The sequence below is a fragment of the Synechococcus sp. N19 genome, assembly GCF_900474045.1.
Lineage (GTDB): Bacteria > Cyanobacteriota > Cyanobacteriia > PCC-6307 > Cyanobiaceae > Parasynechococcus.
In genome coordinates, this window is record NZ_UCNR01000016.1 from 1 (window position 1) to 12,571 (window position 12,571).

The 12,571-nt window shown below is 55.4% G+C and carries 10 protein-coding genes; 7 read left to right on the forward strand and 3 right to left on the reverse strand.

All coding sequences use genetic code 11. The annotated features are described in order from the left end of the window. The first annotated feature begins 86 nt into the window (after nt 1-86). A complete protein-coding gene (locus DXY02_RS10000) occupies nt 87-905 on the forward strand; it encodes a PD-(D/E)XK nuclease family protein (RefSeq protein WP_244276260.1) in 819 nt (272 codons plus the stop codon). Nucleotides 906-1,444: 539 nt separating this feature from the next. After that, on the forward strand, nt 1,445-1,903 hold the full coding sequence (locus DXY02_RS12275) for a hypothetical protein (RefSeq protein ID WP_137024508.1): 459 nt from the start codon (nt 1,445-1,447) through the stop codon (nt 1,901-1,903). Nucleotides 1,904-2,603: 700 nt separating this feature from the next. Here the strand turns inward: DXY02_RS12275 and DXY02_RS10010 are convergent. Together DXY02_RS10010 and DXY02_RS10015 are read right to left on the reverse strand one after the other, a co-directional pair. After that, a complete protein-coding gene (locus tag DXY02_RS10010; protein WP_114989220.1) occupies nt 2,604-3,395 on the reverse strand; it encodes a hypothetical protein in 792 nt (263 codons plus the stop codon). Between the two features lie 115 nt (nt 3,396-3,510). Then, the gene (locus DXY02_RS10015) at nt 3,511-4,572 is read right to left on the reverse strand and encodes a tyrosine-type recombinase/integrase (protein WP_114989221.1); all 1,062 of its coding nucleotides are present in this window, start codon (nt 4,570-4,572) and stop codon (nt 3,511-3,513) included. 437 nt (nt 4,573-5,009) lie between these two features. Here DXY02_RS10015 and DXY02_RS10020 point away from each other — a divergent pair, with 437 nt between their 5' ends. Both DXY02_RS10020 and leuS read left to right on the forward strand, forming a co-directional pair. After that, nucleotides 5,010-5,231 carry a hypothetical protein gene (locus DXY02_RS10020; protein ID WP_114989222.1) on the forward strand — a complete coding sequence of 74 codons (222 nt, stop codon included), beginning with the start codon at nt 5,010-5,012 and terminating at the stop codon, nt 5,229-5,231. Between the two features lie 46 nt (nt 5,232-5,277). Then, nucleotides 5,278-7,887 carry a leucine--tRNA ligase gene (gene leuS / locus DXY02_RS10025; RefSeq protein ID WP_114989361.1) on the forward strand — a complete coding sequence of 870 codons (2,610 nt, stop codon included), beginning with the start codon at nt 5,278-5,280 and terminating at the stop codon, nt 7,885-7,887. A 12-nt stretch (nt 7,888-7,899) separates the two neighbouring features. Here the strand turns inward: leuS and DXY02_RS10030 are convergent, their stop codons facing one another. Beyond that, nucleotides 7,900-9,498: a glucose-6-phosphate isomerase gene (locus tag DXY02_RS10030; RefSeq protein ID WP_114989223.1), complete on the reverse strand. Its 1,599-nt coding sequence runs from the start codon at nt 9,496-9,498 to the stop codon at nt 7,900-7,902. A 115-nt stretch (nt 9,499-9,613) separates the two neighbouring features. Here DXY02_RS10030 and DXY02_RS10035 point away from each other — a divergent pair, with 115 nt between their 5' ends. The 3 genes from DXY02_RS10035 to DXY02_RS10045 all read left to right on the forward strand — a co-directional run bounded on the left by DXY02_RS10035 (nt 9,614) and on the right by DXY02_RS10045 (nt 12,510). Further along, complete coding sequence (locus DXY02_RS10035; RefSeq protein ID WP_114989224.1) at nt 9,614-10,384, forward strand: helicase DnaB; 771 nt, start codon at nt 9,614-9,616, stop codon at nt 10,382-10,384. A 157-nt stretch (nt 10,385-10,541) separates the two neighbouring features. Then, a complete protein-coding gene (locus DXY02_RS10040) occupies nt 10,542-10,841 on the forward strand; it encodes a hypothetical protein (protein WP_114989362.1) in 300 nt (99 codons plus the stop codon). A gap of 643 nt (nt 10,842-11,484) precedes the next feature. Beyond that, nucleotides 11,485-12,510 carry a rod shape-determining protein gene (locus DXY02_RS10045; RefSeq protein ID WP_114989225.1) on the forward strand — a complete coding sequence of 342 codons (1,026 nt, stop codon included), beginning with the start codon at nt 11,485-11,487 and terminating at the stop codon, nt 12,508-12,510. The last annotated feature ends 61 nt before the right edge of the window (nt 12,511-12,571 follow it).

Genomic DNA, 12,571 nt, shown 5'->3' on the forward strand with positions numbered 1-12,571 from the left:
CCATGCACAAGCGAGCGAGCTAGGCCGTCTCTTCCACCTGGGAGGGGCGGCCTCCCTTTTTAGGGATGACGAGCTGTAAGTAGTCCGTGCCCGATACGAGCAATCCAGCCAAAATTCGTCGAACGCTTAAAGCCCAGACTTCAGGAGTGATGCAGCCTCCCTTGTTTGATCCAATCACTCCCATCAAGGTGAGTGAGCGTTGGTTCCCGAAGGGTCGGAGATTTGGCTTGTATGAGTGTGGTGGACGTATAGCGCCGAACGTCACTTCGATTCTGGGTTGGAAGTTTCCTTTCGATAAAGCGAAGTGGAAAAAGTCTGAACCCGACATCGATCACGACGCAGTCACTAGAGAATCCGCCAAACGTGGAACGGCAGTCCACCTGGCAATGGAGAAGTGGTTGCAGAGTAAAGACCACACACCGGTTGAGGAGCATTTGCAGTGGATCAACCCCCTTCAGAGGTTGGTTTCACGAGCCTCGAAAACACTGGCAGTTGAGGTCCCGCTGCATCATTCGATTGATGGTGTTGGCGCGTATGCCGGTAGTTGTGATGGGCTCATGCTTGTCAATGACGATGTAGTTCTCATCGACTACAAGACCAAGCGTCACGGAAAAAATGTCTTACCTAAGTTCTGCGAGCAGCAGCGTTTGCAATTGGCTGCGTATTCACTTGCGATAAGCCATCTCTACGAAGACCAGCTCCCCTCCCCGGTAACGAGGACAAGTCTCTTGTTTGCACATCCAGAGGATGGCAAGCCTGTCACTGTTGTTTCTACCCAAGGCAACCTGCTCCTTGAGTATCAACAAAAGTGGCTTGACCTTCTGGGTGAGTGGTATGAGATTCACGGCGAGCAAGTGGCTTACGAGCAAACCATCTTTGATCAGCAACTTGAATTATCTGTGTGACGGATATCTATATTGATCTGGTGTGTTGTTGAAACAACCTGGCTGTCTGAGCCAAAACGGATTCAGGAAGAGGAATACCGATGGCATCCAGCTCCCGTGAACCCGAGGCTGCTTCAATCCCACTGACTCATATCGTTGTGGCTGTAGGTCTTGGGCTTGCTTGCTTATCAGCAGTGATGGCCGGCGGGACGTTTGTTGGGAACTCTCTCTCGGAGCTGCTGAAGAGCACTGAGCCAGTTCGGGCTGAAACTATCAACCCGTTGCGGTAATGAAAGACAAACCACTCTCACCAAAATGGTTCATCCAAGCCATGGCTTTGCTTGCTGTTGCTGGGATGACGATTCCGTTAGTTGCGGGAGTTGCTGGGTTCATCAAGGATGAGTTGAGGAGACCTACTGCTGTTGAAAGGACTCGTTGATTATCCATCAACCCGCACTTAAAGCATGCTGACAGCACTGATCGTTGTTCACCTACAAGCAGTTCTCGTACCCCTGTGGGTAGCGACACGTTGCAGAGGATGGTGGCTGAGATCTGGATTCATGTTTTTCGCTTTGGCGTCATTAGCGGAGATGGTCGATCACACCAACACCGACTGGGTTTACGTGAACCACAACAGTTTTTTCAATGGTGTCTTCTATGGCGCACTAGCCACCGGTCTGGCTCTGCTGACGGCAGCGGTTAGTCGTTCACGTAGATGGCGGTTGACGCTGCTTCTCATTACCACCGCGACACTTGCGGCTTATCCGCTCGTAGGCAAATCAGTTGCCATCAGTTTGCAGTCACTTCTATTGGTACTGATGCTGTGCCAGTGGTGGCGACGCTTTGCGGATCCGCGTCTGTGGCTTTACGTTCTTTTTGGAGTGGTATTGACCACAACGATGGGAATACTCCTTGTAGGAAGTGGAGATCCCATTTGGCATCTGTTCATCGGACCCTGCGGCTCTCTGAGCGTCATATCTCTTGGCTGGGTATTGCGACGATCGTCTATGACGAGCTAATGAGGCTTGCTGTTGTTGGTGAGGTGGTAGATGACTGACTTTCAAAAAGCAGTCTGGACTGTTCTCTTTAGTGCTGTCTACATGGTGGCTGGTGTGAGATTGATGCAGTGGCTAGCGACTGTCATATACATCACACCAAGTGGAAGCATCATGCATAACCTCTTCATGGCGATAGTGCCGCCAATCAATGCGTTGGCTGTGTCAGCCCCTGGTGGGTACCTGATATACAAAATTTGGAAGGATGGCTGACTTCCTTGCTCTTCTTTCGAGAGGCGGTCATGGGTGATTCTCCGGAATCAAGATTTTAAGTTTCTCGAGCTTTTCATCAAGCAGAGTCTCGCGGGTGATCCACTCTTTTAGTCGAAGTCGGACAGTGCCTCCTACAAAGAAGAGATCAAAGGCATCATTTAGGTTAGTGATTGGTTCAGTCATTAGTCGTGTGTTGTAGTTGATGATGTTCAGTCATCCAAGAATTGATAAGTAGTTGTTCAGTCGTAATCAAAAGAATTTCGTTCAGCAATCCAATATCAATAAGTAGATGTGTCGTTTGTGGTCCGTACTTACACGGCTTGTTCTCTTATGGAACAAGCGGGTAAGGGGTATTCAGCCTGTTCCTTGTCTTCCTCCCTCCTGTATACAAGAGTGACCTGACTACCAGCCCAGTTTTCTCAGGTGATCTGACCTCATTTGTGATAGGCGATTAATCGAGGATTGATTCACGCATCTGATTGACCAGTCGCTGCAGGTGTTCAGCCTTGTCTGAATTTCCTTCATTAACCGCGTTAGCTAACTGGCGTTCGTACTTCTCGAGCATCAACTGCTCCCATTCCTCGTACTCCTCGGGGTCCCATTTCTCAATTGGGATTTCTTTGACATGGATAATGCGGTCTCCGACATCCAAGAACTTGTTGGACTTTGGCTTGTAGTCGGGATCCTTTGGAGATTGAACCCCAACTCCATAGTTGGTGGCTGCGCGTTGTTGCTGGTACTCCCTCTGCTTGGCGAGTCGCTCTGGGGTAAGTGGCTTGTAGTGCAGCAGCAGGTCTTGCATCAGCCTGCTCATCGACTTACCAAGCGCAGTCCTGGCGCAGTGGATCTTGTTCCATGCGGTGCTCGTGATCCGCATGTTCAGCTGCTTGTCGCCTGTGCTGCCTTTGTATTTGACCTTTGCGCCGGCTCCGTAGATCAGTGACCAATCCCACTCGTACCTACGAGTTGGCAATTCACCGTGGTTTGCCCATCCAGCCTCCACGATGCCTGGGAATCCTTTGAGGATCACCCGGCTAACCATTTCCCACTGAGTCACCTCTGCTTGATCAGCCAGGGCTTTGAGCCGATCTGCGGCTTCCTGACTTACTCGAAAGGTGATCTGTTTCTTGGTTACGCGGATGCCTGGATAGGGCGAGTTATCCCGCTTAACTTTTCTGAAGTCTTTTTGGCCATCTTTTTTTAGTTTTCGATAGTACTTTTGGTCTTTTGTTTTCTTCTGCATGGGTGCTATACGCCTCTACAAGGCGTGTTGGTGAGTGTGAATAAGGGATTCATTGCTTTAGCTATTTGAGACGCCTTGCAGGCGATTCTGAGTGGACTCTATTCAAATGGATTTATTAGCAGTGACTCATCCTTTGTTTTCCAAATTCAATCTGTGTGATTTCGCGTGATCTCAATCGGATGTCCATTCTTTCGTAGTGACGTTGGAGGATCTTCACATCGTGACCAGCAATCCTAGATAACAAAAAGATGTCAGTACCTTTAACAAGGTGATCTTCGATGAAGGTAGATCGTAATGAATAAAGCGTATAAGGCTTTTTTGAAAACTTATGACCTTTGAGTTGTGGTCCTACGGCATTCCTTGCCTTGATCCATGCTTTACCAAATTGATTCCGCTCCCAAGGCCGCCAATCTTTCATTGGCTGCCCAAACACATGCGTATCCAAAGTTATCTCTGTTGAAATGTTGTGGTCATTGATGTACTGGCGTTGGAACTCAAGCCATCGCTGTAATTCTCTCCCCTGATTACAAGGGATCTCCCTGGCCTGCTTCGTCTTTGATCTGACTGTATTGATGTAGGTAACAATCCAATCTTCGGTACCTCCTCTTGATGTTCTTCTGGGTTCATTGCGGAACTCAATCTGCTTCCACTTCAGCTTGATCGCCTCCTCAGGCGACATACCGCTGTTCTTCAACAAAAGAGCAAAGTGCCAGAAAGCAGTTCTCCAGTAATGCCACTTGTGATTTGAGTCCTCTTCCACCTCCTTACGGAACGGACCACGTATCCAGTCAATGATCAGCTTCCAGTCTTCAGGGTTAATGGCTGGGTTTGCCATTAGGTCTGTCTGTCGGATCGGAAGCTTCCTAAAGAGTCCTTTGTCAGCCAGGAGTTCAGCTGGCATCAGGCGATGCCTGACCAGATAGTTCCTTAGGAAGTCGCGAATTTGAACGATTTCACGATTGATGCTCAAAGGAGACGCATTCGCTCGCCACAGTGCGTAGTCCTGAAAGCTGTCAGGCCTGATCTGATTGGTTTGAACGACGTATTTGGATTCCAGGAAAGGGATGAGGTGCTTCCTGAGCGTTCGGATCTTGTTCCGGTGGGTCCCCTCAGTGATGTGACCTGCTTTAACCCGGAGAAGCTCCTCCTTTTCGAATCCCCCTAAGGCCGATTCCATGGACAAGGACCTTGGCGTGCGGACCGAAGAAGTGACGTATTGCTTGTCTGCTCCGGTTCGCCTCTTAAGAACACCCCCTAGAACCGCTTGAGAGCCTGCTGAAGCGGAGTTCAGCTGGAATGCCAAATCAGTGGCTGCTGAGACGGCTTCCTCGAGCGTCTGGGCTCCTTCTATGCGCCTTGTTCTGTAGGACTTAGTCCCAGGAACCAGCTCCCTGTAGAACCAACCGCCAGCACTGCTTCCTGAGGCGTACTGAACAACAGCTCCTCGCCCATTTAGGACAGCCTGTTTTTGCGAAATCCGCGGCACGGACCTGAAATAAAGTTGGTATTTGGTTGGTATTGAGCGTTTTCAACGCCCAATACCCAGTTATAGGCTCATTTCTGCCAATCTTTGCTGAACTGCAGCATGCGTGGCCGGTATTGCCCCCGAATCCTATGGAGACATCTCCACTCGATCCAAGCCTTCCGGGGGTTCGGTTGCTGCAGAGCTGGATTCGTGAACAGCTCCCCCTCAGCATTGGTGTGGTGGGACAGGAGCCCATCGAGGGGCGTCTGATCTGGCAGGACCCTGAATTTCTGGCCATCGAACGGGCGGGTGCGAGCCGGCCCGTGCTGATCAACCGTCGGCAGATCAGCGTGATCCGCTCCCTCGGCTGAACGCCAGGCATGTGGCACGATCGCAACCTTGCCGAGCGCTGGTTCCGTGAACGCTGCCAACCCTGCCGTCGACGCCAGTGCCCAGACCGGTCGTTATGACCCCACTGCGCTGGAGCAGCGCTGGCAGGAGAGTTGGAAGGCGGATGGGGTGGACACCACAGAAGAAGGTGGTGAGAAGCCCGGATTCTTTGCCCTGTCGATGTTCCCGTACCCCTCGGGAAGCCTGCACATGGGCCATGTGCGCAACTACGTGATCACCGATGTGATCGCCCGGGTTCAACGCATGCGGGGCCATGCCGTGCTGCATCCGATGGGCTGGGATGCCTTCGGACTCCCCGCTGAAAACGCGGCAATCGAACGCAATGTGGACCCTGGCGAGTGGACCGACCGCAACATCGATCAGATGCGGGCGCAGCTGGATCGCCTTGGCCTTTCGATCGATTGGAGCCGCGAACAGGCGACCTGCCACAGCGACTACTACCGCTGGACCCAGTGGCTGTTCCTTGAACTGCTCGAAGGAGGGCTGGCCTATCGCAAGAACGCCACCGTCAACTGGGATCCAGTCGACCAGACCGTGCTGGCCAATGAGCAGGTGGATGGTGACGGCCGCTCCTGGCGCTCCGGAGCTCTGGTGGAACAACGCCAGCTGAATCAGTGGTTCCTGCGCATCACTGACTACGCCGAGCCGCTGCTCAACGACCTGGACGCCCTTAAGGGTTGGCCGGAACGGGTGCGCACCATGCAGGCCAACTGGATCGGTCGCTCGGAAGGGGCGGAGATCAGCTTCAGCGTTGAGGGAGCACAGGATCAGACGATCACCGTGTTCACCACCCGACCCGACACCCTCGCGGGGGCGAGCTACGTGGTGCTGGCACCGGAAAACGAGCTGGTGGACAGCCTCACCAGCGCTGATCAGAAGGACACGGTGGAGGCCTTCCGCAAAGAGGTGGCTCGTCTGAGCACGATCGAACGCACCAGTGATGACAGGCCCAAACGGGGGGTACCCATCGGCAGTCATGTGATCAACCCCCTGACGGGGGCGGTGCTGCCGGTGTGGATCGCCGACTACGTGCTGGCCGAGTACGGCACGGGCGCCGTGATGGGCGTACCGGCCCACGACCAACGTGACATCGCCTTTGCCCAGTCGAACGGTCTGCCGATCCAGCAGGTGATCGACGCCGAGGGAGCTGCTGAAGCCATCGCGGCCGGTCAGGCCTGGACGGATGCCGGAACACTGGTTAACTCCGGCAGTTTCGATGGCACGGCCTCCAGCGAAGCCAAGGGCGCCATCACCGGCCACGGCGCCGAGAAGGGCTGGGCCCGGAGCAAGGTCACCTATCGCCTGCGCGACTGGCTGATCTCACGCCAGCGCTACTGGGGCTGCCCCATTCCCGTCATCCACTGCGATGACTGCGGTGCTGTTCCGGTGCCCCGCGAGGACCTTCCGGTGGAGCTGCCCCGGGGCATTGATCTCTCGGGCAAGGGCGGTTCGCCCCTGAGCCAGCAGAGCGACTGGGTGAATGTGACCTGCCCCTGCTGCGGCAAGCCGGCCAAGCGGGAAACAGACACCATGGACACCTTCATGTGTTCCTCCTGGTATTTCCTGCGCTTCGCCGATCCCCACAACACCGAGAAACCCTTCAGCAAGGAGGCGGTTAACCGCTGGTTGCCGGTGAAGCAATACGTGGGCGGCATCGAACACGCGATCCTGCACCTGCTCTACGCCCGTTTCTTCACCAAGGCGCTGAAGGATCGCGGCCTGGTCGACATCAACGAACCGTTTGAACGGCTCCTCACCCAGGGCATGGTGCAGGGAATTACCTACCGCAATACGACAACCGGCAAGTACATCGCTCCAGCGGACGTGGCAGATCCCGAAAATCCCCGGGACCCCAACACCGGCGACAAGCTTGAGGTGTTGTTCGAGAAGATGTCGAAGTCGAAGTACAACGGCGTTGACCCCGCGGCGGTGATCGATCGCTACGGCGCAGACACAGCCCGCATGTTCATCCTGTTCAAGGCACCGCCTGAGAAGGATCTGGAGTGGGATGACGCCGATGTGGAGGGCCAGTTCCGCTTCCTGCAACGGCTTTGGCGCCTTGTTGAGGCGGGTGCTGCCCGCATCGATTCACTCGAGCCGATGCAACGGCCAGCCGATCTGAGCGATGCCGACAGCGACGTACGTCGGGCGCTGCACCTGGCCATCGAAGCCGTCAGCGAGGACCTCAGCGACGAGATCCAACTGAACACGGCCATCTCCGAGCTGATGAAGCTCTCCAATGCCATCAGCTCCACCGGCATCGAGGCTCTGAGTGCACCTGTGTTGCAGGAAGCTCTTTCCGGACTGGTTCGCCTGCTGGCTCCGTTCGCGCCTCATCTGGCGGAGGAGTTCTGGAGCCGTCTGGGGGGATCCGACAGCGTGCACCGTCAAAGCTGGCCGGTTCTGGATCCAACGGCACTGGTGCAGGACAGCGTTGAAGTGGTGATCCAGGTGAAGGGCAAGGTGCGGGGCAAGCTGCAGGTTCCGGCCTCCGCAGACAAGGAGGAGCTGGAACGGCTCGCCCTGGCCAGTGATGTGGCCGAAAAATGGTTGGAGGGCGCAGCCCCCCGTCGGGTGATCGTGGTCCCCGGAAAACTGGTGAACCTGGTGCCCTGATCCCAGGCTGGATCAGCCTTTGCTGAAACGCATCGAGGCGGGCTGGCTCCAGTCGCCCTGGGCACTGAAGCCGCGCTGGTTGCCGGTGAGGTGACGCAGAATCCAAAAGATGGATTCATCGGTGCCATCCCCGAGGGCCAGGCGGATTTCATCGGCGGAGCGGGCCACACCGTCGGCCAGGATCGCTTCCACACGACCTTGAAGGTCGAGAATCGCCGCCGCTGCCTTCTTGCCGGCTTCCACGCCGGGCTGGTGGTAGGCGTTGATGTTCACCAGTTCGCCGTAGAGACCGACGGCACGCTCGAACAGAGCGATCAAGGCGCCGAGACGGCGGGCATCAAAGCGACGCATGCTGATCGTCATGCTCTGGCGGCCACCCTCGGTAAGGGCTGAGCGGGTGCCCTGCAGGAAACCATCGAGGAAGTCGCCGGGGCATTCCCCGCCAAGCGTGGGGATGTCGCTCACGTCTTCGAGCACCTCGATGAAGGTGGCGAAGAAATTGTCGACACCGTCGCGCAGCTGCTGCACATAGGCGTGCTGGTCGGTGGAGCCTTTGTTGCCGTACACAGCGATGCCCTGATGCACCACGTCACCGTTGCGATCCAGGCGCTTGCCCAGGGATTCCATCACCAGCTGCTGGAGGTAACGGCTGAACACCTCCAGACGATCGCGGTAGGGCAGAACAACCATGTCGCGCTGACCGCGACCACCACCGGCCACGAACCAGGAAGCGGCCATCAGGGCGGCTGGATTGCGGCGCAGATCCGCTGCGCGGGTTGCGGCATCCATCTGAGAGGCGCCGGTGAGGAAATCGCGGATGTCACAGCCAATCAAGGCACCGGGCAGCAGACCAACGGCACTGGTGATGCTGGTGCGCCCCCCCACCCAATCGAACATGTCGAAGCGATTGAGCCAACCTTCCTTCTGGGCCTGCTGATCCAGCTTGCTGTCAAGCATCGTCACGGCAACGGCCTGGCCGGCCCACTGGCCCCCAGCGGCCTCGAGGCGATGGCGAGCCTGCTCCATGCCGAGGTGGGGTTCGGGCGTTCCCCCCGACTTGCTCACCGTCACCACCAGGGTGCGGTCGAGACGACCCTCCAACCCCGCCAAAACGTTGCTCATCCCATTGGGATCGACGTTGTCGAAGAAATGAAACGGAAGCCCCTCGCCGGGGTTCTGGAGCGCCTTGATCATCAAGGCGGGTCCCAGGCCACTGCCGCCGATGCCGATCCAGAGCACATCGGTGAAGGCTTCGCCGTTGGGGGCCTTGATCGTTCCGTTGATCACATCGCGCCCAAAGGCTGCGATCAGATCAATGTTCCTGGAGATGTGCTGTTGAAGCTCTGACGAGGGAGCGAGTTCAGGGGTACGAAGCCAGTAATGCCCCACCTGGCGCTGCTCATCGGGATTGGCGATGGCACCGGCTTCCAACTCCTTCATCGCTGCGAACGCCTTGTCCATTCGCGGCTGCAGCTGATGCAGGTCGGTGGCGTTCACATGCATCCGGCTGATGTCGAGCCAGACGCCCAGATCATCGTGATACCAGCTGAGATCGCAGAACCTCTGCCACTGAATATGAGCGTCGGAAGCGTTGAAATCCGGAAAGCTCATGCCGGGCGGACGGTGCAGTCCTGTCGAACGTATCCAGAATCTGACGGGATGCCCGCATACAAGGACACCACAGCTAGTTTCATGTCATCTTCCGCTGACCCGATTTCCATCCCCCATGGCTGAGCCATTGCGATGGACAACAGCCCTCTTGGCGACGGCAGCGAGCCTGTGCCTGGTTGGTCAGTGGTCACACCCGGTTGCTGAGGTTGGGGATCAAGCCCCACTTGTGGTGGAGGACAGTCTTGAGCCCACAGATTTCTCACCCGAAGAACTGAAGCTGCTGCAACGGCGCTTCGGGGTGCACGGCCCCCAGACGCAGCTGGCCCAGCTGTTCACCAGCGGGATGGATCAGCTCCAACCATTGCGCGCATCCACCGTGGATCGTCTTCGCGAGCTGAAGCCGGTGATCCTGCGCCAAGCAGCGGCGCATCAGATGAATCCAATGCTGATCACCGCCGTTCTTTTCGACGAAATTCAGCACTCCAAGCCGGGGGAGAGCCTCCCCTTCATCGCCCATTCCGGTCTTGTGAAGACCCATGGGCCGGCCCAGATCAGCGTCTCGGAACTGATCCATCAGAACCGACTGCCGGCGAAGCCAACACAGGAGGAGATCACCTGGGCCCGCAATCAATTGCTCGACCCCGAGATGAACATCACCCTGCTGGCGGCAAAGTTTCAACGGCTGAAGCTGGCCCTTGGTCTGCCGGAGAGCTTGATGCTTCAGGCGAGCCGTTCATATTTGGATGCCAAGGCGATCGCCACCCTCAACTATCTCCACAACGGAAAATTGGATTACCCAGCACGGGTATTGGGCTACATGCAGGACCCTGAACTGCACGGGTTGATTTACGGCGGTCGCCAGCCAAATCCCGACATCACGGTTTAGGGATCTACGACGAGCACTTGGCTGCATGAGCGGCCCAACCCAAACCCTCGTCTCCTTATCCCTCAGTTGAGGGAGTTCGTCAGCTCTGCCTCTCCCCCTTATGGGGGATGTGGACGCCCCCCTTTCTGTTGAAGCATCGATCCAGCAGGGCAAACCGATGAAACAGCTCCTTCCATTGCCGGCATTTGGCCTGCTTGTCCCATCAACCGCACTCGCTCAGGTGGACGCCGAAGTAGCGGCACAGTGCAGAGACGCCAGGGATTTCTATGGCTGCGTCAGGGCCTTCATCACTCCAGTACTGCGTTCCGATGACACTGCCTCTTTTGACGGCGTGATGGGGCAGATGGCTGCAGGCTTGATCTCAGGCCCGAGCTACCGCAACGAACCCCAGACTTTCCCCCGGGGCATGAATCCGGCTGGTCTTGTTGAAGGGATCCTGCGGGGCGTCCTGCGCTAAACCGATCGAAGCGGCTGATGGCGGCGAAGTAACAGTGGCCGAAGAGGGCTTTCAGTCCCTTCGAGAGCTTGATGCGGGTCCAACTCTTGATTATCTAGTCGATGTAAGAGCGTTAACCAAGACGCAAAACGTTGCCACTCCGAGAGAAAGAAGCCACGTCATCACCAGGTGTCGCGAAGGAGGCGTGGGCCGATATCGCCTTGATAGGAAGCGCCTGAACCGAGACCTGCATGGGATGTTTTGCATTGTTGCGCCATAGACGATGTAGATCGAATGGCGCCCTCTGCCGGGACAAAGAGCCTCGCAGTGAACCGACATGACCCTTCAAACGCGAACGATTCCGCGTTTGAACCCGTACAGCGTTATGTCATCCATGGGCACTTCGATGACTAATCAACCGATAGCCACAAACCATCAAAAGCCACCACCAAGAACACCAATCGATCAAGACAGCAAAATACTCATTCCGGGCAACAGCAGAAAAGTCGAAAGGATGCTTCAGTCGAGTGCACAAGACAAACAACACAACCACCACAGGTAGCGGCGCAAGAGAAGGGCAACGCTAGAAAACCAAAAAATTAATTAAGCCGATGGGAGTAAAAACTCAAACTGGGCATGTTCGAAATGGATACCCAAACCTCAAATGTTCGGCATTTTCCGGAAGCCCGCTTCGATCGGCATTGACCTCGGCACAGCCAATACTTTGATGTACCTTTCGGGGCAGGGAATTGTCCTTGACCAGCCATCTGTTGTCGCCATCAACAAGAAGAGTGGCGAACTACTCAAGTCAGGAAAACCCGCCAAACAAATGATAGGCAAAACGCCTGAAAATATTGAAACAGTAAGACCTGTACGAGACGGTGTTATTGCCAATAAAGCAGCAACAGATTTGATGATGCAGTCATTCATGAAAAACAGTAATACACAAAATGCGAATGCTCCTCGCATGGTGATCGGAGTTCCCTCATGTATCACCGATATTGAAAGACTTGCCGTTCGCGAAGCTGGAATACTGGCCTCACGTGAAGTTCACCTGATTGATGAGACGGTTGCAGCAGCGATTGGCGCAGGATTGCCGATCAATGAACCAACGGGCAGCATGATCGTGGATATTGGTGGTGGAACAACAGATGTAGCCGTTCTCAGCCTTGGTGCTCCGGTTACAAGTGAGTCGGTACGAGTGGCAGGCGATGAGATCACTGAAAGCATTGCTGCATACCTAAAGCAGAAATATTCATTGATCGTGGGTGAAACAACATCTGAAGACATCAAATTGACCATTGGATCAGCGCACCAAAGCGCATCTGGAGAAATAAATCAAATCGAAGTGTGCGGCTTGAACTGCCAAACAGGATTACCCCAAAGCGTTACCGTCACCTCTGGAGAAATATGCGGAGCGATCCAGGAACCACTGCGATTTATCAATGATGCGATCAAGAAAGTTCTCGACAATGTCCCTGCAGAACTGGCTGCTGATGTCTACACCAATGGAATTGTTCTCGCTGGAGGAGGCGCACTTATCCCAGGCATCAGCGAGTTGATCACTGAAAGCACAGGTCTTCGGACCATGGTGGCCAATGATCCGCTTCACTGCGTCGTGAATGGATGCGGAGAAGTGGTGGAGAATTGGGAGGAATACAAAAACTGTGTATCGCAACAAGAAGCATAGGCAGATCAACAAATTCAAACCATTTAAACGACAAGCCGGCATGAGCCGGCTTTTTTCTTGC